A 21,285-nucleotide genomic window follows, 5' to 3' on the forward strand; every position below is an offset into this window, starting at 1 on the left:
TCAGACCGCGCCGACCACGAAGTCCCACGGGTCGCTGCCGGAGGTAAGCGCCATTCGGCCCAGTTTCCTTGCGTACCAGGCAGTGTCACCGAATTCGTCGATCCAGCTGCGGGCCCGCATCGTGGCCAGCCACAACCGGTGCTCGAGCGTGACGCCGATCGCACCGTGCAGCTGATGGGCGGCGGTGATCACGCTCGGCACCACGCGGCCCAGTACCACCTTGGCGACGGTGACGGCGTAATCGGCTTGGGCGCTGTCGAATCCGTGCACGGTGACGGCGGCGACAGCCAACTCGGTGGCTGCGCGCGCCCGTTCCATCTCGCCGGCCATCGAGGCCAGCGTGTGTTGAACCGCCTGAAACGCGCTCAACGGACGGCCGAACTGCACCCGGTCCCGGGTATGTGCCACCGAGTACTCGACCGCGGCGTCCAGCGCACCGAGTGCCTGGATGCATCGCAGCCAGGCACCGCGCCGCATCAGCTCCTCGGCGGCGCCGTCGATGGTGACGAACCCGTCGGCGGGCACGGCGATGGTGTCGCGGGGTTCACCGCCCAGGGTGTGCCCGGTCTTGGTGATCGTCGGCTCGGTGACGGCGACCGCGAGTGCGGCGCCGTCGCGTAAGGCCACCACCACCGCATCGGCGGAGCCCGCATACGGAACACCGCTGACGGTCGTCGTCCCGGTCTGGCCGATCGCGATCGTCAGCGGCCCGTCGTCGGGGACCTCGAGCCCGGCCTTCACAGCCAACCAGGCGGCCAGCAGATCGGTTTCAGCCAGCGGGACGGTGACCGCATGGCGGGCCAACGCCCGCAGAACCACCGCCGATTCCGTTGGGCCACCGCCCGATTCGGGATCACTGGTCAGGCGGGTCAGCCCGGCGTCCTGCAGATGCCCCCACGCGGCGGTGTCGAAGTCGTCCGGCAGGCCGCGGCGGCCGATCCGCTCGTCGAAGGAGCGAGCGCCGATATCCTCCGCCAGCTGCCGCAGTTCAGCCAATTCATCTGTGCCGCTGGCGGTTACGAAAACCCCACCGGCCAATGCCCGCGTCATCTCAGCCCCATTCCGCGGGCCACCACACCGCGCAGCACCTCGTTGGTTCCGCCGCGCAGGGTGAACAGCGGCGAGTGCAGCCGCGCCACATTCAGCAGTGCGGCCACCCGGTCGCGATCCGGTGAGTCGGTCGTGGCGTAGCTGAACAGGTCGGCCGCCAACTCCACCGACTCCTGCTCGAAGCGGGTACCCAGGTCCTTGACCAGGGCGGCCTCGTTGACCGGTGACTGCCCGGCGGCCAGCGCCCTGGCAACCGACACCGACAGCTGCCGCAACGAGATGACCCGGGCCAGCAGGTCGCCGACGGCCGCGGCGGCGTGGTCGTCGAGGTCGGCCTGACCGGCCAGCAGGCGCACCAGTGCCGTCAGTAGCGCAGCGGTGCTCAGGATGCGTTCTGGGCCACTGCGTTCGAACGACAGCTCGGCGGTGACCTGGTGCCAGCCGTTGCCGACCTCGCCGAGCAGGTTGTCGTCGCTGATGAACACCTCGTCGAAGGTCACCTCGTTGAAATGATGTTCACCCGACATGATCACGATGGGACTGATCGTGATGCCGGGTTCCGGCGGGCAGGAGCGCAGCGACCCGGGAATCGATCTGTCCGTCGGCACGATGAATTGGCTGAAGCCGGCGTGCCGACGGTCGGGGTCGACCGGACTGGTGCGGGCCAGCACCACGATCTGATGGGCCAGGTGCGCTCCGCTGGTCCACACCTTGGTGCCCGACAGCAGCCAGCCGCCGTCGGTCTTGGTCGCCTTGGCGGCCGAGGCGGCCAGGTCGGAGCCGGCCTGCGGCTCGCTCATGCCGATCGCGGAGAAGTATTGTCCAGCAGCGATTTTGGGCAGCAACCGTTGTCGTTGCTCTTCGGAGCCGTAGGCCAGCAGCCCGGGTGCGACCTGCCGGTCGGCGATCCAGTGTGCAGCCACCGGCGCGCCGACGGCGAGCAGCTCTTCGGTCACCACGTAGCGATGCAGGTGGCTCAGTCCCTGCCCGCCGTACTCGCGCGGAATGGTCAGGCCGAGGAACCCTGCCGCGCCGAGGCGGGCGCTGAATGCCTCGTCCCAGCTCGACAGCCACGCGTCGACGGTTGGCTGCCAACCGAATTCGTCGCGGTCGGCGGCCAGGAACGCCCGGATCGAGGCCCGCAAGGCGGCCAGCTCGGGTTCGTTGGCGCACAGTGTCGCGAAGTCGTCGGTCATGGTGCTCACCGATATCCGGTGATACGCGCCAGGATGGCCACCTTGCCGTCGTCACCGACAGCCTGGGCGTCGCCGACCGCGGAATTCCGTCCGACCCGCAATGCGGTTCCCTCGTAACGGGATTGGTCGCCGGCGAAGAACGGGCGCAGGAAGTTCACCCGCAGCGATGCGGTGCGCAGCGGTTCGGTCTGCCCGTGGTTGATCGCCGCCGAGGCCGCGAGTTCCAGTCCGGCGCTGCTGACACCGCCGTGCACGATCCCGATCAGGTTGTTGATGATCGGATCCGGCCGCTGGTCCAGCCGGTAGGTGCCGTCCTCGTCCGGTCGTGGGTCGGCGGACATCAACTGCGCCAGCGTCGTCTCCCGCGTGCGCGCCAGGGTGTCCGGTCCCCGCTGGATGGGTGCGTCGGGACCGCCGCTGATGGCAACCGTGCGCACGGTGCCGCCGCCGATCGTGCTGCCGCGGTGGCTCAGCGTGCAGATGGACAGCAACGTCGCGCCGTGCGGTCCGAGCGGGCGACTGCTCGCGACGACGGGTTCGTCCGGCGCGGCCTGAAGGCTGTCGATCCCGTCGGGGCTGAGTTCGACGGAGAGCTCGCTCGACACCGTCCACTGGCCGGCGCCGCGGCGATAGAAGTTGGCCCGGCCGCCGACATCGTCGACCAGGATGGCCAGCGGACCGATCGTCGGCATCTGAGTGAACGGGTTGGTCAACCGGCCCACCGGCATCGAGGCCACGACCGTGAACTCGGTGAAGTTCTCGTCGAGCGTCTCGATGCCGAACCGGGTGATGACACTTTCCGGCGTCTCCGGGTCCTGCATGCCGGTCGTTCGGTCGGGCGTCGTCACCCTCGTATTGGAGCATCACTGGCCGTCGCGCTGCGCAGGCAGGTCCGCGCACCGGCGATGCGATCGCGAAATCGTGGTGACCGGCAGCGGAACTCGGGGTGAGCTCCGGGCGAAACATTTCGCTGCCGCGCATTGTGCCGAGGTGGCGGCGGTGCCGAGAAACGCCCATCTGCGGGCAAAACTCCGAAATACCCCTTGCACTGCTGAGGGTTCGGTAACTTCCCTGTAACGGGCGGGGGCACGGGGTTCTCGCATGAAACGGGCGAGGAATCACATGACCGTGCGCAATTTGTCGCAGAGCACCGACCACACCGAGACCTCATCGGCCGGATACGCCCGCTGGGTGGGCCGGGTGGGTGTGCTGGCGGTCGCTCTCGGAGTTGGCGCGGCATCGGCAGCCCTGCCGGTGGCCGCAGCGGATACCGGCGGTGCGGGCGGCTCCACCGGTTCGGGCTCGGGCCGTTCGTCGTCGGGTTCGTCGCACGCAAGCGACGACTCGTCGGCCAAGGCTTCCTCGAAGGCAGGCACAGCGCGCAGCGCCCCCCGGCACCGTGTTGCCAAGCCGTCGACCTCGGCGGGCGGTTCTGATTCGACGCCGGCCGTCAAGGACGATGCCCCGGCCGCGGCCGCTACACCCGCGGGCGCGACCGATTCCCCCAGCGCCCCTGCCAAGTCGACGTCGCCCGCCGCCAAGGCGGCCGGTGTGTCGTCGCCCGGAGCCGCCGCGATGGCCGCGCTGGCCGGCAACCCGATCACTGACTTTATCCGGATCTACGTCGGCAACGGCACCGCCGACCACCCCAACGCCGGCATCCTCTTCGGAAACGGCTACAGCTACACCTCGACCTCGTGCACCGGCACCACTGCGTGCAACGGCGGCAACGCCGGTCTGTTCGGTACCGGCGGCAATGGCTTCAACGGCGGCAACGGCGGCGCGGCCGGCTGGTTCGGCACCGGCGGTAACGGTGGAGCGGGCGTGGCCACCGTCAACGGCGGCAAGGGCGGTAAGGGCGGTGCCGGCGGTCTGATCACCGGCAGCGGCGGCGACGGCGGTGCGGGTCTGGCCGGGAGCGGAGCCGACGGTGGTGACGGTGGCAGCGTCGGCGCCCTGTCGGTCAGTGGCAGCGGCGGTTTCGGTGGTGCGGGCGGATCCGGAGTGACCGGAACGACCGGCGGCACCGGCGCCACGGGCGGCAAGGGTGAGGCCGGCGGCAAGGGTGGCGCAGGCGGCAAGGGCAGCATGATCTTCGGCTCGGGTGGCGGCGGCGGTGCCGGCGGCAGGGGCGGCACCGGTGGCACCGGTGGCACCGGTGTGGACGGCGTCGACGGCGTCAGCGCAGCCGGCAATGGCGGATCCGGTGGCGAAGGCGGTGTCGGCGGCGCCGGTGGCGCAGGAGGTACGGGCGGGTTCCTGTTCATCTTCGGTTCCAACGGTGCGACCGGCAGCGGTGGCGTCGGTGGCACGGGCGGCACCGGCGGTGTCGGTGGTGCAGGCAAGGGCGTGCTGGCCGACGGTTCGACGCAAGCCGGCGGCAACGGCGGCACCGGCGGCAAGGGTGGAACGGGAACTGCCGGTGCGGCGTTCGGCACGGGCGGTGTCGGCGGTGCCGGCGGTGCCGGCGCGAGTGACGGTGTCGGAGCCACCGGCGGTAAGGGCGGCTCGGGCGGCAAGGGTGCTGCAGGCACCGCGGCTGCGGCCGGCCTCGGCGGTGGCGGTGGCGGCGGTGGCGGCGGCGCCCACGTCGAAGGCCTCAACGGTGGCGCGGCTGCCGGTACTGCCATCGGTGGCGCCGGCGGTGCCGGCGGTGACGCGACGACCGTGGCCGGTGTCGCGGGCGGCAAGGGCGGTGGCGCCAGCATCGTTGCGGACGGCGCCTTGAGCTCGGCCACCGGTACCGCAACCGGCGGTGCCGGCGGCAAGAGCGGCACCGGCGCTGCCCAGGGTGGCGCCGGCGGCGCCGCGGGAATCCAGGCCGGCCCGAACGGCACCGCGGCCGGAAGCGCGAAGGGCGGCAGCGGCGGTGACGCCACCGGCGCGGGCAGCGTCGGCGGCAACGGCGGCTCGGCTCAGCTGCAGGCGGGCATCATCGGGACCAACTCCGGCGTTGCGAGCGGCAGCGCTACCGGTGGAAACGGCGGTGCGGCCAGCGCCGGCGGCACCGGCGGTACGGGCGGCAACTCCTCGGTCACGGCCGCAGGTCTCATCGGCTCGGCTATCGGCATCACGTCCACCGGTGGCAACGGCGGTGCGTCCAGCGTCAATGGCAAGGCCGGCGGCGACGGCGGTTTCTCGGAGGTCATCGGTCTGAACGGCACCATCACCGGCGGCTCGGCGATCGCCGGCAACGGTGGTGCCACCAAGGGCGCTCTCGGTGGCGACGGTGGGTTCGCCACGCTCACGGCGAGCGATGCGGCCGCCGCAGGCACCGCGATCGTCAACGGCACGTCGACCGGCGGTAACGGCGGTGACGGCGGGGCCAACGGCACCGGCACGAACGCTGCGGCCGGTGGCGCCGGCGGCACCGGTGGCAACAGCACCTTCCAGCTGTCCGGTGGCCAGACGTCGACCAACGGTGTCAATGCGGGCGGTAACGGTGGCGCCGGCGGCAAGGGCACCAACAGCGGCACCGGCGGCACCGGTATCGGTGGTGTCGGCGGCAATGGCGGTAACGGCGGCAACGCCTCCGGCGTCCTGGGCGTGGGCACCGCCGGTACCAACGGTGGCGACGCGCAGGCCAATGGAACCCCGGGCACTCCCGGAACCAACGGGACCAATCACCCCTGATCGATTGGAAACCAACGGGCACAGCCATTTCGGCTGTGCCCGTTGGCCATTTCAGGGGTTCAGTGTCGGCACGCCGAACTTCGTCACGAATTCCTTTGCCTTGATCAGGAATTCCATCTGGGCGGCGACGTCATGAAGGGGCTGCAGGCTGCGCACCGAGCGGCACAGCACGACCGCACCCTCCATCGCGGACAGCGTGGTGTCGGCCAGTGCGCTGGCGTCGGCGGCGTCGAAGCCTTCCCGTAGGTAGGCCTGCTTGGATGCCTCGCGCCAGCGGCTGAAGATCTGGCCGGCGACCGCGGTGAGCTGTTGTTCGTCCTCGCCGGATCCGATGGCGGCGGCCAGCACCGGACATCCGGCGGTGTAATCGCTGGTGATCAGGGCGTCTTCCCAGAGTTGCACGTAGCGGCGCAGCAGCACCCCGGCGTTCTCACACGCAGCCGCGTCGATGCTCTCAGTGATGACATAGCCGGCGTACTCCAGTGCCTCGCGCAGGATCTGGCTTCGCCCCTCGGGGAAATGGTGATAGACCGAACCGCGCGGCGCACCGCTGCGGGCCAGCACCTCGTCGATCGTCACGCCGGCTGCGCCACGTTCGCGCAACACCTCGGCGGCACTCACCAGCATCTTGGTGCGGGTGGAGCCGCGGCTTTTCCGATCGGTCGGCGGTGTCCGGGTCATTCAGGCGGCGGGGGTGTGACGGATATGGCTACCCCGCCACGCCAGCGCCCGAGCTCCGCGACCGAACAGCTGACGGCGCTTGTCGGGTACGTGGCGCGTGAACCGGTGGCCGGCGATGTTCAGCTCGATCAGCCACATTTCTCTCTCCTTGCGGGGGCAGGTCTGGAGACCAGCTCCATAACTATGCTTACGACCATAAGATAAGAACGCGGTGAGTGCAACACGGAGGTTGACGGCCACGTTAACAGCAGGCAAACGCCCACATCGGACCTGACCGCCAAGGGTGCCGACGTGCACTTATATGGTCCGGACCATATTTCTGGACAGTGCCTGAACACCCTGATCAGTGCAGGTGAACCGAGCTAGGCTCGGGCTCAGCCGCCGATGAGGAGGACGCACGCCGATGAGCCACTACAAGAGCAATGTCCGCGACCTCGAGTTCAACCTCTTCGAGTTCCTCGACTTGGAGAAGGCCCTCGACGCCTACCCCGACCTCGACGGGGACTCGGTCCGGGAGATGCTGTCCGAGGCATCCCGCCTGGCCGAGGGGCCGGTCGCCGAATCGTTCGCCGAGACAGATCGGCACCCGCCGACCTTCGATCCCGCGACGCATGTGGTGACGCTGCCGGAGCCCTTCTGCACGTCGATGCGGGCCTGGCAGCAGGGCGAGTGGTTCCGTATCGGGCTGTCCGAAGAGGTGGGCGGCGTCCCGGCGCCGGCGATGGTCACCTGGGCGATCGACGAACTCGTACTCGGGGCCAATCCGGCGGTGTTCATGTACATGGCCGGGCCGATCATGGCCAACATCGTGTTCCACATCGGCAACGAGCAGCAGAAGCATTGGGCGCAACTGGCCGCGGAACGCAACTGGTGCGCCACGATGGTGCTCACCGAGCCGGATGCCGGCTCCGACGTCGGCGCCGGTCGCACGAAGGCGGTGGACAACGGCGACGGCACCTGGCACATCGAAGGCGTCAAACGCTTCATCACCAACGGCGACACCGGCGATTACTTCGAGAACATCCTGCACCTGGTGCTGGCCCGCCCCGAGGGCGCCGGACCCGGCACCAAGGGGCTGAGCCTGTTCCTGGTCCCGAAGTTCCTTCTCGATCCCGAGACCGGTGCACCCGGCGACCGCAATGGCGTCTACGTCACCAACCTCGAACACAAGATGGGCCTGAAAGCCTCGGCCACAACCGAACTCAGCCTGGGCCTGCACGGCACCCCGGCGATCGGCTACCTGATGGGCGATGTCCACAACGGCATCGCCCAGATGTTCAAGGTCATCGAGTACGCGCGAATGTTCGTGGGCACCAAGGCGATTGCCACGCTGTCCACCGGTTACCTCAACGCGCTGGAGTATGCCAAGACCAGGGTTCAGGGCGCCGACATGACCCAGATGACCGACAAGACGGCACCTCGGGTGACGATCATCCACCACCCTGATGTGCGGCGTGCCCTGATGACGCAGAAGGCGTACTCCGAAGGTCTGCGCGCGCTCTACCTCTACACCGCTGCGCATCAGGATCCTGCAGTGGCACAGATCGTTTCGGGTGCCGATGCCTCGATGGCCGAGCGGGTCAACGACCTGCTGTTGCCGATCGTCAAGGGTGTCGGATCCGAACGCGCCTACCAGTGCCTGACCGAGTCGCTGCAGACCTTCGGCGGATCCGGCTTCCTGCAGGACTACCCGATCGAGCAGTACATCCGCGACGCCAAGATCGACTCGCTGTATGAGGGCACCACCGCGATCCAGGCCCAGGACTTCTTCTTCCGCAAGATCGCCCGCGACCAGGGTGGCGCACTGGGCCACGTCGTCACCCAGATCGAGAAGTTCATCGACAGCCCCGACCCACGGCCCGAATTGGCCGACGCCCGTGCATCGCTGGCCGACGCGCTGGATAACGTGCGCGCCATCGCGACCGTGATGACCGGCTATCTGCTCGGGGCGCAGGAGGACGCCCGCGAGCTCTACCGGGTGGGACTGGAATCGGTCGGCTTCCTCCTCGCCGTCGGCGACCTGCTGATCGGCTGGTTCCTGTTGCGCCAGGCCGAGATCGCGCTGCACGCACTCGACGGTGACCCGGACCCGCGCGAGCAGGATTTCTACCGCGGCAAGGTGGCGGTGGCGAAGTTCTTCGCCGGCAACGTGCTGCCGCGGCTGGCCGCCGAGCGCAAGGTCGCGGAGTCGATCGACGTATCGATCATGGACCTGCCCGAAGACGCGTTCTGACTCTGGCTATGGTGTGCCCATGAAGGTGATCACGTCCATCGACGACGCCGCCTCGGCGGTCGGCCAGGAACTCGGTGTCAGCGAGTGGCTGCAGATCGATCAGAAGCGCATCAACGACTTTGCCGACGCCACCGGGGACCATCAGTGGATCCACGTCGACGTGGAGAAGGCCAAGTCCGAAAGTCCCTACGGCGCGCCGATTGCGCACGGATTTCTGACGTTGTCGCTGATCCCGGCGCTGTCCAAGGACAACTTCCGCATCGAGAACGCCAAGATGGCGATCAACTACGGACTCAACAAGGTTCGGTTCGTGGCGGCCGTCCCGGTGGACAGCAGCATCCGGGTGCGGTCCGAACTCGTCGGCGCCGACAAGGTCGACGACAACACCGTCAACCTGACCGTCAAGCACACCATCGAGATCGACGGTGTCGACAAGCCCGCCGCCGTCGCCGAGATGATCGTCCGCGCGCTTTTCTGAGCAGACACGAAAAAGCCCCGACACGCTCGCGCGTGCGGGGCTTCTTCGTGTGCGGAGACTATTCGGGGGTGTACCCGAACGGCAGCAGCACGCTCTTGGCCTGGGTGTACGCCTCGATACCCTCGGGCCCGTTCTCGCGGCCGATGCCGGAGTTCTTGTAGCCACCGAACGGCGAACCCGGATCGAACGCGTACATGTTGACCGCGTAAGTGCCGGTGCGGATCTGGGCCGCGATCTTCATCGCCTTGTCGTTGTCGGTGGTGTAGACCGAACCGGCCAGACCGTAGACGGAGTCGTTCGCGATGCGGACGGCGTCCTCTTCGGTCTCGTAGGGGATCACCGCCAGGACGGGTCCGAAGATCTCCTCCTGCGCGATGGTCATCGAGTTGTCGACGTCGGCGAACACCGTCGGCTGCACGAACCAGCCGCTGTCGAGCCCCTCGGGACGCTCTCCACCGGTGACCAGCCGGGCGCCTTCTTCGACGCCCTTCTTGATGTAGCCCTCGACCCGCTCGCGCTGCTTCTCGCTGATCAGCGGGCCGATCATCGCGCCGGGGTTGTCGGGCAATCCGATCGGCATGGCCGCGACGGCGGCGGACAACTTCTCCACAACCTCGTCGTAGCGCGACCGCGGCGCCAGGATGCGGGTCTGGCCGACACAGGCCTGCCCGCAGTTCATCAGTCCGGAGAAGACCAGCATCGGCAACGTCGAGTCCAGGTCGGCGTCCTCGAGGATGATCGCGGCCGACTTGCCGCCCAGCTCCAAGGTGCACGGCTTGAGCTTCTCGGCGGCGATCTTGGCGATCTCCTTGCCGACCCCACTGGACCCGGTGAAGGTGAACTTGTCGATCTCGGGGTTGGCGGTCAGGGCGCGGCCGGTCTCGGGGCCACCCGGCACCACCGAGAGCACACCCTCCGGAAGACCGGCTTCGGCGAAGACGTCGGCCATCGCGAACAGCGACAGCGGGGTCTCCGCGGCCGGCTTCACGACGATGGTGCAGCCGGCCAGCAGCGCGGGGCCGAGCTTGTTGGCGGCCAGGAAGAACGGGACGTTCCACGCGGTGACGGCGGCAACCACGCCGATCGGCTCGCGCAGCACCATCGTGGTGCCGTAGACACCGTCGCGGAAGTCGCGCCAGGTGAACTTGTCGGCGGCACCGGCGAAGTACTGGAACGACGACATCGCGGCGCCGTACTGCATCATGTCGACGATCGTCGGCGGCTGGCCGGTCTCGGCGGCCAGCAGGAACTTGAACTCCTCGGCGCGCTCTTCGAGGATCTTGACGGCGCGGGCCAAGATCTCGCCGCGCTCGGTGGGCGACATCTGCGGCCACGGGCCCTCGTCGAAGGCCTTACGGGCGGCGGCGCAGGCGGCGTCGACGTCGGCCTTGCTGGCCAGCGGCACCTTGCCCACCAACTCGCCGGTGGCAGGGGAATGCACTTCAATGACCTCAGAGGTGGACGGTTCGGTCCACTTGACGCCAATGAACAGCTTGTCCCATTCGGTCTTGAAAGCCGTGCTCTGTGTCATGACCGTCACATTACCTACTGAAGACAGAAACTAGAACCTGTTCATTTCGGGCGAATCGGCGGCTGTAGCACCAGCACCAGGTTGCTCACCAGGAACTCCCGTACGCCGGCCACGCCGGTCAGCCCCCACGCCCATCGTGGGTGGTAACGCGGGAATGCCGCCACCAGCGCTCCGGTGCCCGTCGCCCAGCGCAGGCCGGCGGCAGCGGACACGGCGAACAGCGACGACCCGTAGTTGTTCTTCGGCGGGTGGCCATGCTTGCGGGTGTAGCGGGCGGCCGCCCGGGCCCCGCCGAGGTAGTGCGTGAGGCCCATCTCGTGGCCGCCGAACGGCCCCAGCCAGACGGTGTAGGACAGGATCGCCAGGCCGCCGGGCCGGGTCACCCGCAGCATCTCCGCCCCGAGCTGCCACGGGCGCGGCACGTGCTCGGCCACATTGGACGACAGGCACACGTCGACACTGCCGTCGGCGAACGGCAGCGCCATCCCGGAGGCCCGGACGAAGGAGCCCGGACCGGCCTGCCGGACCTGCTCGGCGGCGTGCATCTCGCTCGGATCCGGTTCGACGCCGACGTAGTGCCAGCCGGATCGGGTGAACGCGGTGGCGAAATAGCCCGGTCCGCCGCCGACGTCGACGAGCGTGTGCCCGGCCACCGGACCATTCACGGCCTGCCACAGGTCGGTGACCATGTCCGCGGTGTCGTCGGCCAGCGCTCCGTAGAAGCGGGCGGGGTCGGACTGTTCGTAGCGGAATTCACTCAGCAGCCGCGTCGATCGGCCCAGCGTCGCACGCCGGGCGAACAGGTCGGTGACGGCCATCGGGCCACCCTAGTGCCAGCGTCGAGATTCACGTTTGGCAGGAAAAGTTCGAGTGGAAAGCTGCCAAAAGTGAAATTCGATGAGCGGACTAGGCTGGCGTCGATGTCCACACCCGTTCGCTCCGTCCTGCTGTTGTGCTGGCGGGACACCGGCCACCCGCAGGGTGGTGGCAGCGAAACCTACGTCCAGCGCATCGGCACGCTGCTGGCTGAGTCCGGCATGGACGTCACCCTGCGCACCGCCCGGTACCGCGGCGCTCCCCGTCGCGAGCTCGTCGACGGTGTCCGGATCAGCCGCGGCGGCGGGCCCTACAGCGTGTACATCTGGGCGGGGCTGGCCATGGTCGCCGCCCGGCTCGGCCTCGGGCCGCTGGGTCGGGTGCGGCCCGACGTCGTGATCGACACCCAGAACGGGGTGCCGTTCCTGGCCCGGCTCGCGTTCGGCCGGCGGGTCGCGGTCCTGGTGCACCACTGCCACCGCGAACAGTGGCCGGTGGCCGGCCGTTTCTTCGGCAGGCTGGGCTGGCTGGTCGAATCGTGGCTGTCGCCGCGCATGCACCGGCACAACCAGTACGTCACCGTCTCCCTGCCGTCGGCGCGCGACCTGTCCGACCTCGGCGTCGATCCCGGCCGGATCGCCGTCGTGCGCAACGGTCTCGACGACGCTCCGCCGGAAACGCTGACCGCGCAACGGTCTTCGACGCCCCGGGTCGTGGTGTTGTCACGGCTGGTGCCGCACAAGCAGATCGAGGACGCGCTGGATGCGGTAGCGGCGTTGCGGCCCCGCGTGGACGGTTTGCATCTGGATGTCGTCGGCGGCGGCTGGTGGCACGACCGCCTGGTTGAGCGGGCCGAGCATCTCGGCATCTCCGACGCCGTCACCTTCCATGGCCATGTGGATGACCACACCAAACACGCTGTCGTGCAACGGTCCTGGGTGCACGTGCTGCCGTCGCGCAAGGAGGGTTGGGGCCTTGCCGTCATCGAGGCCGCCCAGCACGGCGTGCCGACCATCGGCTACCGGTCGTCGGGTGGTCTCACCGACTCGGTGATCGACGGGGTCACCGGTGTGCTGGCCGACGATCACCACGACCTCGTCGACCGCCTGGAACGCCTGCTGGCAGACCACGTTCTGCGAGACGAGCTCGGCGCCAAGGCCAAAGCCCGCAGCCGGGACTTCTCCTGGCAGCAGAGCGCCGACGCCATGCGCACGGTCCTGGAGGCGGTGCACTCCGGCAGCCGGGTCAGCGGCGTCATCTAGCACGACGGCGGAAGAACTCACAGCGGAAAGCCGGTTAGCGCGAAGTATTCTCGCGCGCACCGATCAGTGCGACGAAGTGCTGTGCCGCCGCATCGACTCCGGCGTCGTCGTTCGTGCCGGCCAGATCCAGCAGCAGGCCCCGCATCACCGCCAGGCCGAGCCGTGCCAGCGCGGGATCGGCTGCGCTGGTGCCGGCCGACGTCACGTGCGCCAGCCACCGGTCGACGGCGCCGGGCAGCATGGTCGTGAACGGCGCCTCGCCCTGCGCCCCGCGCGCATAGCACTCGAAGAACAACCGCTCGAGCGCGCGCAGTTCGGGCCGCCGCAGGTGTTCCCACATCGCGGCGAACCCCGCGCCGTCAGCCATCAGCTCACTGAGCAACGCCATCTGCCGCCGCTCCACCTCGTCGACGACGGCCAGCATGAGTTCGTCGCGAGAGCCGAAGTGATGCAACAGCATTCGGTGACTGGTCCCCACCGCATCGGCCAGCTCCCGCAACGACCGCCCGCCGACACCGTTCGCGGCGCATTCGTCGACCACTGCGTCCAGCAGCTCCCGGCGCCGCCGGAGGTCAGGCGTTCGAGCCACGAAGTTTCCACAAGCCTTCGCTGCGCGCCTTCAGTCCCTGCGCCTCCATCGCCAGATAGCGGCGCGTCATCTGTCGCACCAGCACCCCGACCACAGACCCGACGATTCCGCGTTGGGCGAGTTCCTGGCGCACCAGCGTCCCGCCGTCAGCGGTCGGGCTGACGTCATGACGGGCCGACGTCAGCCCACCGGGGGAGCGCTGAACCCAGGTCCACGACACACCGGGTTCGACCTCGGTCACCGTCCAGACCAGCCGGGGCATCCGCGGTTGCGTGATCTCGAAGCGCCGTCCGACCGCGAGTTGCGCGCCATCCAGGCCGCGCAGTCGGGTGACCGATGCGGTCCAGTCCGGCCAGTGCTCGACGTCGCTGAACACGTCCCACACCAGATCCGCCGGTGCCTCGATGCCGACACTGCTCGAAGTCAACATGTACCAGATGGTACATGTTTGAGACGCTGCAGCTCAACCGCCTTCGGCGTGAAGGTGGACCAGCCCGGAAGCGACGGCATAGCGCGGCCCGTGTGCGCCGTCGACGTTCGCCCGGCCGACGGCCACCGGAACCGAGCGCAGCGATTCGCCGACCGTCCGCAACAGTTCGTCGTCCAACGCTCCGCCGCCTGCCAGCACCAGTGCGACGGGCGGCTGGTCGAAAGCCTTCAGGCAACGGGCGATGTTGGCAGCCACGGTCTGCTGCTTGACCGCCAACCGCAGGCTTCGCCACTCCTCGGCTGCCAGCCGGTTGGAGAACGGGACCAGCCCGGCGTTGCCGCGGGTGCACAGCCGGCCGATCGCCTCGGCCGGGGCAGGCGCGTCCAGAAACACCCGGCGGCCGTCCTCCTCGTGAGCGATGTGCGGCCCCTCCACCCGGATCGCCGGTGACCGCTTGATCTGCTCGGCCAGTGCCCTCGGCACTCCGAGGGTCGCCGCGACCGCGGTGGTGATGGCCTCGCCGGCACCGGCGGCCACCACTTCCCGATCCGCGCCGATCAGGTCGATGGTCCCGCCGCCGATATCGCAGACGATCGAACCCGGCGGCAGATGGGGGGTGGTGTGCGCACCGCGCGCGGCGGCCCGGGGTTCTGACGCGATGGTCCGTGCCGGCCGCCCGCACAGCTCCGCCAGGGTGGCGGCTGCGTCGGCCACCTCGTCAGCGGCCAGCAGCGCGACCACCGTACCGCTGGTCTCCGCGACACCGCGGCGCAGCCACGCGCCGTCATCGATGGCCTTCAGGCTGGTGAAGTAGGCGTCGTCGACCGCGATTCCGGATGCGGCCGAGGGCAGTGCGGCCAGGCGCACCGCCACCACGGTGCCGGGCGGCCGGACCCGCAGCAGGCTTTCGGCCTCGGCCGGCGAATAGCGCCGCACGACGCCGTCGACGCGACATTCCGCGTAGTCGTCGTCGGCGGACGGCGGCTCGGGTTCTCCGTGCCGCAGAGTCACCGCGATGGCCGGTGAATCGGCCAATTCGCGGGTGAACTCCGCGATCTGGTGAATGTGCTCGTGGGCCACCCCCAACGCCGCCGACAGCGCGAGCGGGTCGGCCAGCGCGCGATACGACCGCCCCTGCGCCACCACCTCGACCGCCACCGGCGCGCCCGGTCGCAAACCGGTGAGTTCGACCTCGTCGACAACCGGGATGCCGGCGGGTATCCGGTTGGCGATCAACACGGCTTCGTCGCGCTCGACGATCACCCCTGCGATGTGCCATCCGCGCTCGACGGCTCCGCTGATCTGCCGCGCCGCGACCTCGAAATCGACTGTCGCGCTCACCGATACGATCGCCGGACCGGCCACCGCGGGACCGGTGACATCGGCCAGCGGTACGTGCACACCCACCGCTGATCCCGCCCCCGCCGGCGTGCTGGCGCTGGGCCGGCGCAGGCTTCGTACCGGGCAGTGCGGTGGTGTCGGTGGCGGCAGCGGTGCGGTGGCGGTGTCCACCGGACGCAGTACCGACAGCACCACCTCGTCGACCGTGCACTCAGCCTGCACCTCGAGTTTGTGCAGGAGTGCCGCCGCGCCGGCAAGGGATTCCCGAGATCCCTTGCGCCCCCGGGTCGGTGCCTGTCCGTGGCATACGGGTTCCACGGAGCCAGGGGACGTCCGGGCGATGATGATCTCGGTGGTGTGGTTTCCGACGTCGACTCCGGCCACCACGCTCAACGCAGCAGACCCCTGCGCTGGTAGACCGTTGCGGCGTGACGCACCAGCTCCGCGCACCGGCTCGCTCCGCGTGCCTCCAGAGCAGCCACGAGTGCGTCCAGTTCCGGCGCCGTCGACCGGTGCGGGCGCAGCGCCTCGTAGAGCTTCATCACCTCGTCGTCGCCCATCGTTGCCAATTCGGCTGCGCGAAGGAAGTTCTCGGCCAGTTGCGGATTGCCGCCCGCCGCGGCGACGTCAGCTTGATGAGCCAGTGCCGCAGGCTCCATCCGCAGATCCGCCAGTGTGAGCTTGCCGTCGACGGCGGCCGCCACGGTGAAACGATCCTCGGTCATCCTCGCCTCGCTTCGACCGTCACGGGTGATTCGCCCGGTTCACACGCGTCGCGCTCCAGGGCGACGAGCGCCACCGCCCTGGCGTGATAGCGGGCCGATATCGATTCGTCGGTGCCACCGGTGAAGATCGGTACCGGCGCCATGCCCTTGGCGTGGCGGGCGGCGTTCTTGCCCAGCTGACGGTACATGTCTGCGTTCAACAGCGGGGCCACGCTGAACAGCTCGAGATTCGCCAGCGGTGCCAGGTCTCGTCGATGGATCAGAGCAGTACCCTTGCCCTGCAAGCCAATTCCGATCCCGGATCCGGACAGCTTGGCGGCGGTCAATCCGATCAGCCCGACGTCGATGGTCGATCGCACCCGGACCAGCCGGGCCACGCAGCCTTCCTCTTCCAGCCCGGCTTCGATCTGCCGCAGGACCTCGCCGACGGTCAGCCCGCACAGCGTCAGCCACACGCTGCGCCCCAATGCCGGCGACAATCCGATGCACACCTCGCGCGGATCGCTGCCCTGCCTGGCGGTCTCGACCGGGGTGAACGTGATGTGGCCGTGGTGGTCGGCTTGATCGGCGGTCAGCTCTGCCGTCGTCCGGGCTTGCCGGATGTCGTCGATCTCCGCTCGCCGCTGCTCGGACAACGTGTAACCCGTTCCCGGGCCGGCATAGTCGTTGGGATCGGTGAGTTTGGACAGCACGTTGAAGTCCTGGTCGAAGATGGCCGATGTCTGGAGCTGGTCGCCGCGCAATCGTTCGGCGGTCAGCCGCATGATCGACTCGGCCTCCGGCTCGAAGCCCGTGCGGTGCAACGCGGCCACGACGTCGAAGACAGTCAGCTGGCGAGCCTCGATCGCGGCGGCCGCCTCGGCGACCATCTTGGGATGCCCGGCGGGTAGGTCGCGAGATCCGTTGGCCACCACCACGTCGTCGACGCGGGCGTCGTCGTAGTCGGCAAGACCGAGATCCCGGTACACCGCTTGCACCGCCGTGGCCGCGCGCCGGCGCACTCGCGCCAGATGCTCGGCCGATACCGTCCGCAGCCCGCCGTCGGCACCCCAGTCTCGCTGCAACACCAGGAAATCGTCCATGTCGTCGGAGTTGAAGTTCGACAGCGCAAAGGCATTGTCGTAGCGGGGAATCGAGCCGAATCCGGAGAAGATGAAGTCCGCCCCGGCGAGGAGGACGGGCAGGGTGTGGGCGCTACGACGGATGTCCGACTCGGAGATCAGATTGTCGTTGCCTGCGCAGGACTCGAGGTCACGCAGCATCACCATCAGGTTCTCGGCCAGCAGCTCTTTCATGCCCTCGGGGACCGACGCCACCACACCGACACCGTCGATCCCGCCGTTCTGCACGCCCTGCGACCCGAGCGCGCGGGCCAGCGACACACACCGCGACTCCAGGTAGAGGATCGAACACTTCTCGGCTGCACCCATCAGAACTTCGGCACCGCCGCCGCTGGTGACCCGCATCTTCAGCCCGCGGGAGGCGTAGGCCGAGGTGAGAATGGCCTTCGAGAACGGGGTGTCGTCACCGTCGACGAACACCTGCTCCGTCCCGTAGATCGAGATGGTCTCGGCGTAACTGGTCAGCCCGCGCAGACCCAGCCGCAGCTCCAAGGCTTCTTCGATCGAACACTGGGCCAGCGCCCCGGGAACGCCCACCTGGCTGCCGATCAGCAACGCGACGGCATTCGACGGGGCATCACCGAGCACCGGCACCGTCGTCTCGACTTCCCGGAAGCCGTAGGCCACCGCGCTGGCCGCATCGGCGGCGATCAGCAGCGGATCGTCGAGCTGGTTGGTGACGTGTGCCTGATTACTCGGGGTACGCCTGGCGCGCATCTTGGCCATCGCCATCTGCATCTCGACGGGCGTCATCAACGCGACCACTCGGGCCAGCTTCGCCGGAGTGGTCCCGCCGATGAGGCGCACCACCTCGGAGCGGGGCACATTGACGTCGACGGCCATCCTGGCCAGTGCGACGTCGTCGAGTGCCATCGCCTCGCCGGCCGTGTCGAGGTCGATACCGTGCCGGGCGATGAACTCGTCGATGACGTCGAAGTCGCTCGCGGATTTTCCGTCCAGCTCGACCACGACACCGTCGCGCACCACCAGAGACGGTGCCGGGTCGTACGGGCTGTGCATCGCGGCCAGGCCAAGAGTCGGGTCGGCCACGCTGAACCCGTCCAGGTTGACCGCTTTCGCATCGAGGATCCGCATCCGACCCTGGTCGAGATCTTCAGGGCGGGAGGGAACCTCGTCGTCAAGTGCAGCCATACTCTCCGTCATCCTCGTTCCCGCGCAGCGAATCGCTTTGTCCTCGAATACGATACGGGCGATCAGGGCGCCGCGTCGGGGGTCGCCGAACTTGACCCACGTCGCCGGCACGCCGCGCTGACCAGAGCCACCGCCCCGGCGGCGCCCAGCGTCAGCAGCCACACCAGGTGGGCCGCGAACACCGCGCCCCGCGCTCCGGCTGGCGCACCGACGCTTGTGCCCCCGGCGCGGTACAGCGCGAGCTCGCCGTCGCGGTAAACCATCGGCAGCTGCGCCAAGGTCCGCTGCGCGTTGCCGGTCGTGCCTGCGCTGCCCGATTCGACCACCACCCAGCCCACCCCGGCGCCGGCGAGCGCTTCGGGGGAACCGCCGGCCAGCAGCATCCGCTGGACAGCGCGGGCATGACCGCCCTCACCGGGGACACTGCGGCCGGAGATGGTCAGGTCGCCGGTGGCCAGCACCTCGGCGCGGATCCAGCGCGGCAACGGATCGAGCACCGGAGCTGAACCGGCCCATGCGAATTGGCGCATGCTGTCGGCGGGCAGCACGGCGACGTCGGCCGGGTCGGCGTCGATCAGGCCGGCCACCGCCGCCCAGCCCGGCGGATAACGCACCGGCGTGACCTTGCCCCAGGCGCCGAAAGCCAGATCGGGCAGCACGGCGATGAGCGCCACGACGGCCGCCATCGCTGTGACGCCGGGCCGGAGCCGGCCCTGCAGCGTCACCACCGCCGCCGCGGCGGCGACCGCATAGCCGGGCATCGCCAGCGCCACCCACTTCTGACCGTCGCGCAGGATCCCGGTGGCGGGCACGGCCTGCACCACGTCACGCAGCACCGCCAATCCCGGTCCGGTGGCCGCCGCCGCGGGCAGCAGCACACCGAGCGCGGCTAGCACCAGCAGCGGCAGCACGGACCGGCGGCGCAGCACCGTCGGTAATCCGATGGCCACCACGGCCAGCAAGACCAGGGTCGCCGGCAGCGCCAAAAGCATTGTGCGGGAGGAGGGAACGGCTTCGGCGTTCCAGATTCCGCCGAGACCCGCGAGGCTGCCGAGGGTACCCAGGCCCGGCTCCGCCCGAGCCGCGAACGCCGTCACACCCGGAGACGGCGACGAGCCGAGCCCATCACCCAATGCCGACGCCATCAGCCACGGCGACGCCGCGAGCACCGCGGTCGTCAGCACCCCGGCCGCACACCAGGTCCGCGACGCCCCCGTCCCGGGAACCGCGACACACGCCAGCGCCACCACAGCGGCCAGCAACAGCCCGGTCGGCGTCAGCCCGGCCAGCGCGATCCAGAACACCACCGCCGCCCACCGGGCCACGGTCGCCTCCGCCCGCACCCGAATCACCGCGGCGGCCACCCACGGCAGGCAGCCGTAGCCGACCAGCAAGCTCCAGTGCCCTTGGAGCAGCCGCTCCGCGACGTAGGGGTTCCACACCGCGAGCGTCGCCGCCACCAGCTGCCCGGGCATTCCGGCATCCGGGACCAGCTCGGCGGCCAACCGTCCGGCTCCCCAGCCGGCCACGAAAATCCCGGCGATCACCAGCGCTTTCACCAGTACGCCGCCGTCGAGCACAGGCGTCAGTGCGGCGATCAGGAAGTCCTGCGGGAGCGCGCGGGGAGCCGACTCGGACAGGCCGAGCGCCGCGTCGGTGAAATACGACCGCGGTGTGGACACCGCATCGCGCAACAACAGATACCCGGGCGCCAGCAGCGGCGCGGTGACCGCGAGGGCCAACAGGAGTGCGTACCCCGGCACCACCCACCGGACGGCCCGGCGCGCCTGGGTCACGGGAGTGCTCACCGCTGCGGTGGCGGAGGCTCCAGGTCCGGTCTGGCCGCGGGCAGCTTCTCGGTGGCCGCCTCGGCGGCCGGCATCGGTCCGGTTTCGTCCTTGCCGAAGAAGCCGTGGTCGGCGGTGTCCAGGCCGGGATCGATCAGCGCCGACTCGGCGCGCAGGCTGAACGTGCCCAGCAGCGCCCCGCCGACGAGTGCCACGAGGCCGGCGGCGGTGAAACTGATCGGCAGCACCCGCGACCACAGCCCCACCCGGTCGCGCTCGTCGCGGGCGGAGGCCACCCGGGACTCGATGGTCTGCTCGGTGGAGGTGACCTTGTAGTCGGCCAGTTCCATCTCCGGGCGCAGCGCGTCGCGGGCGTAGTAGTGGTTGGCGTGCTCGGTGGACTTGACGATGACGCCGGTCACCGGGTCGACCCAGAAGGTGCGCTGCGCGGCGTAGTAGCGGGTCATGGTGACCGGCTCCTCCGGCGGCCCGGGCAGGCCCCACAGCTCGGCCCGCGCGGTCACCTCACCGTCCTCGTTCTTGTCGTAGAGCGAGGCGTACTTGATCGGGTCGACCAGCTTGCCGTCGGCGTCGTAGCCGACGTTCTGGGTGAACCGGTAGGTGGTCAGCCCGTTGACGTCTTCCTGACCGTCGTAGTTGGCGTCGAACGCCTTCTGCGCGATCGGATCGAAGTACGGGTAGGTCTTCTTCTCGGTGTCGAACGGGAACCGGTAGGCCAGGCCGTCGTGGGGCAGCGCGATGTTCGTCGGCGGCTTGTTGTCCTCGATGCTCCGCGGCTTCTGCACCGACCCGCCGGGATGGGTGTCGTCGGACACCGCCATCGCGGTGCTGCGGTTGACCGTCACGGTGTCGACCATGGCCAGCAGCAGCCCGTTGTCCTGTTGCTTGTCGCTGCGCCGCACACTGGTGCCGGCCTGCAGCGTCACCACATCGGCGTTGGCCGGCGACTCGACGGTCAACTGCTGCTGGGAGACCAGCGGCACGTTCTTGTCGACGACGAACTTCTCACCCAACAGGGACGCCGGATCCAGCGCACTCCCCGTGCCGTCGCTGACCAGAGTCTCGTCGATGTTCAGCGGGATCTTCTTGATCTTGCTGGAGGTGTAGGTCGTCAACAGCAACGCGGCGATCAGGAGGGCGGCTCCGAGCCCGATGATGCCGAATGCCGCGATACGCACCATGCCTGCGCGATTCACGCTGCCGTGGCCTCCTCACTGCCGATCGTGCCGCACCCCGCCT

The 21,285-nt window shown here is 69.2% G+C and carries 18 protein-coding genes; 4 read left to right on the forward strand and 14 right to left on the reverse strand.

Annotated features, from left to right (window positions below):
• From D3H54_RS01590 to D3H54_RS01600, 3 genes are read right to left on the reverse strand one after another with little or no spacing between them, the layout of a single operon-like run.
• Positions 1-1,050: an acyl-CoA dehydrogenase family protein gene (locus D3H54_RS01590; protein ID WP_149377567.1), complete on the reverse strand. Its 1,050-nt coding sequence runs from the start codon at positions 1,048-1,050 to the stop codon at positions 1-3.
• Positions 1,047-2,246 (reverse strand): acyl-CoA dehydrogenase family protein, encoded by a 1,200-nt coding sequence (locus tag D3H54_RS01595; RefSeq protein WP_149377568.1) that lies wholly within the window; start codon positions 2,244-2,246, stop codon positions 1,047-1,049. Before D3H54_RS01595 ends, D3H54_RS01590 begins: the two co-directional genes overlap by 4 nt.
• Before the next feature lie 5 nt (positions 2,247-2,251).
• Positions 2,252-3,094: a PaaI family thioesterase gene (locus D3H54_RS01600; RefSeq protein WP_432246464.1), complete on the reverse strand. Its 843-nt coding sequence runs from the start codon at positions 3,092-3,094 to the stop codon at positions 2,252-2,254.
• Positions 3,095-3,368: 274 nt separating this feature from the next.
• Here D3H54_RS01600 and D3H54_RS31065 point away from each other — a divergent pair, with 274 nt between their 5' ends.
• Positions 3,369-5,879: a hypothetical protein gene (locus tag D3H54_RS31065; RefSeq protein ID WP_168214743.1), complete on the forward strand. Its 2,511-nt coding sequence runs from the start codon at positions 3,369-3,371 to the stop codon at positions 5,877-5,879.
• A gap of 51 nt (positions 5,880-5,930) precedes the next feature.
• Here the strand turns inward: D3H54_RS31065 and D3H54_RS01610 are convergent, their stop codons facing one another.
• Positions 5,931-6,560, reverse strand: a complete 630-nt coding sequence (locus tag D3H54_RS01610; RefSeq protein WP_210419634.1) for a TetR/AcrR family transcriptional regulator — start codon at positions 6,558-6,560, stop codon at positions 5,931-5,933.
• Positions 6,561-6,698 carry a hypothetical protein gene (locus D3H54_RS31070; RefSeq protein ID WP_168214744.1) on the reverse strand — a complete coding sequence of 46 codons (138 nt, stop codon included), beginning with the start codon at positions 6,696-6,698 and terminating at the stop codon, positions 6,561-6,563.
• Between the two features lie 265 nt (positions 6,699-6,963).
• On the opposite strand from D3H54_RS31070, the gene D3H54_RS01615 reads away from it, so the two are divergent.
• Entirely contained in the window at positions 6,964-8,793 is a 1,830-nt protein-coding gene (locus D3H54_RS01615) for an acyl-CoA dehydrogenase (RefSeq protein ID WP_149377569.1), read from the forward strand.
• A gap of 19 nt (positions 8,794-8,812) precedes the next feature.
• Positions 8,813-9,271: a MaoC family dehydratase gene (locus tag D3H54_RS01620; protein ID WP_149377570.1), complete on the forward strand. Its 459-nt coding sequence runs from the start codon at positions 8,813-8,815 to the stop codon at positions 9,269-9,271.
• Positions 9,272-9,329: 58 nt separating this feature from the next.
• On the opposite strand, the gene D3H54_RS01625 is transcribed toward D3H54_RS01620, so the two are convergent.
• Both D3H54_RS01625 and D3H54_RS01630 read right to left on the reverse strand, forming a co-directional pair.
• Complete coding sequence (locus tag D3H54_RS01625; protein WP_149377571.1) at positions 9,330-10,802, reverse strand: aldehyde dehydrogenase; 1,473 nt, start codon at positions 10,800-10,802, stop codon at positions 9,330-9,332.
• A 41-nt stretch (positions 10,803-10,843) separates the two neighbouring features.
• Positions 10,844-11,620 (reverse strand): class I SAM-dependent methyltransferase, encoded by a 777-nt coding sequence (locus D3H54_RS01630; protein ID WP_149377572.1) that lies wholly within the window; start codon positions 11,618-11,620, stop codon positions 10,844-10,846.
• 102 nt (positions 11,621-11,722) lie between these two features.
• Here D3H54_RS01630 and D3H54_RS01635 point away from each other — a divergent pair, with 102 nt between their 5' ends.
• Complete coding sequence (locus D3H54_RS01635; RefSeq protein ID WP_149377573.1) at positions 11,723-12,880, forward strand: glycosyltransferase family 4 protein; 1,158 nt, start codon at positions 11,723-11,725, stop codon at positions 12,878-12,880.
• Between the two features lie 34 nt (positions 12,881-12,914).
• On the opposite strand, the gene D3H54_RS01640 is transcribed toward D3H54_RS01635, so the two are convergent.
• From D3H54_RS01640 to pgfA, 7 genes are all read right to left on the reverse strand, one after another.
• A complete protein-coding gene (locus tag D3H54_RS01640) occupies positions 12,915-13,469 on the reverse strand; it encodes a TetR family transcriptional regulator (RefSeq protein ID WP_149377574.1) in 555 nt (184 codons plus the stop codon).
• Complete coding sequence (locus tag D3H54_RS01645) at positions 13,453-13,899, reverse strand: SRPBCC family protein (protein WP_149377575.1); 447 nt, start codon at positions 13,897-13,899, stop codon at positions 13,453-13,455. Before D3H54_RS01645 ends, D3H54_RS01640 begins: the two co-directional genes overlap by 17 nt.
• Before the next feature lie 33 nt (positions 13,900-13,932).
• Entirely contained in the window at positions 13,933-15,627 is a 1,695-nt protein-coding gene (locus tag D3H54_RS01650) for a diol dehydratase reactivase ATPase-like domain-containing protein (RefSeq protein ID WP_149383284.1), read from the reverse strand.
• A gap of 2 nt (positions 15,628-15,629) precedes the next feature.
• Positions 15,630-15,965 carry a diol dehydratase small subunit gene (locus D3H54_RS01655; protein WP_149377576.1) on the reverse strand — a complete coding sequence of 112 codons (336 nt, stop codon included), beginning with the start codon at positions 15,963-15,965 and terminating at the stop codon, positions 15,630-15,632.
• Positions 15,962-18,181: a propanediol/glycerol family dehydratase large subunit gene (locus D3H54_RS01660; protein ID WP_149383285.1), complete on the reverse strand. Its 2,220-nt coding sequence runs from the start codon at positions 18,179-18,181 to the stop codon at positions 15,962-15,964. The genes D3H54_RS01655 and D3H54_RS01660 overlap by 4 nt, the downstream gene beginning before the upstream one ends.
• 119 nt (positions 18,182-18,300) lie before the next feature.
• Positions 18,301-20,046 (reverse strand): MmpA family trehalose lipid delivery protein, encoded by a 1,746-nt coding sequence (locus D3H54_RS01665; RefSeq protein WP_286199076.1) that lies wholly within the window; start codon positions 20,044-20,046, stop codon positions 18,301-18,303.
• Positions 20,043-21,242, reverse strand: coding sequence for a cell envelope lipid trafficking protein PgfA (gene pgfA / locus D3H54_RS01670; protein WP_149377577.1), 1,200 nt, complete (start codon positions 21,240-21,242; stop codon positions 20,043-20,045). Before pgfA ends, D3H54_RS01665 begins: the two co-directional genes overlap by 4 nt.
• Positions 21,243-21,285: the final 43 nt, after the last annotated feature.

This window comes from Mycobacterium sp. ELW1 (genome assembly GCF_008329905.1).
Taxonomy (GTDB): Bacteria; Actinomycetota; Actinomycetes; order Mycobacteriales; family Mycobacteriaceae; genus Mycobacterium.

Bases quoted from the DNA above. Each gene is read 5' to 3' on its own strand.
- D3H54_RS01590 (WP_149377567.1), bottom strand. From the start codon at position 1,050: ATGACGCGGGCATTGGCCGGTGGGGTTTTCGTAACCGCCAGCGGCACA.
- D3H54_RS01595 (WP_149377568.1), bottom strand. From the start codon at position 2,246: ATGACCGACGACTTCGCGACACTGTGCGCCAACGAACCCGAGCTGGCC.
- D3H54_RS31065 (WP_168214743.1), top strand. From the start codon at position 3,369: ATGACCGTGCGCAATTTGTCGCAGAGCACCGACCACACCGAGACCTCA.
- D3H54_RS01610 (WP_210419634.1), bottom strand. From the start codon at position 6,560: ATGACCCGGACACCGCCGACCGATCGGAAAAGCCGCGGCTCCACCCGC.
- D3H54_RS31070 (WP_168214744.1), bottom strand. From the start codon at position 6,698: ATGTGGCTGATCGAGCTGAACATCGCCGGCCACCGGTTCACGCGCCAC.
- D3H54_RS01615 (WP_149377569.1), top strand. From the start codon at position 6,964: ATGAGCCACTACAAGAGCAATGTCCGCGACCTCGAGTTCAACCTCTTC.
- D3H54_RS01620 (WP_149377570.1), top strand. From the start codon at position 8,813: ATGAAGGTGATCACGTCCATCGACGACGCCGCCTCGGCGGTCGGCCAG.
- D3H54_RS01625 (WP_149377571.1), bottom strand. From the start codon at position 10,802: ATGACACAGAGCACGGCTTTCAAGACCGAATGGGACAAGCTGTTCATT.
- D3H54_RS01630 (WP_149377572.1), bottom strand. From the start codon at position 11,620: ATGGCCGTCACCGACCTGTTCGCCCGGCGTGCGACGCTGGGCCGATCG.
- D3H54_RS01635 (WP_149377573.1), top strand. From the start codon at position 11,723: ATGTCCACACCCGTTCGCTCCGTCCTGCTGTTGTGCTGGCGGGACACC.
- D3H54_RS01645 (WP_149377575.1), bottom strand. From the start codon at position 13,899: ATGTTGACTTCGAGCAGTGTCGGCATCGAGGCACCGGCGGATCTGGTG.
- D3H54_RS01655 (WP_149377576.1), bottom strand. From the start codon at position 15,965: ATGACCGAGGATCGTTTCACCGTGGCGGCCGCCGTCGACGGCAAGCTC.
- D3H54_RS01660 (WP_149383285.1), bottom strand. From the start codon at position 18,181: ATGCGGATCCTCGATGCGAAAGCGGTCAACCTGGACGGGTTCAGCGTG.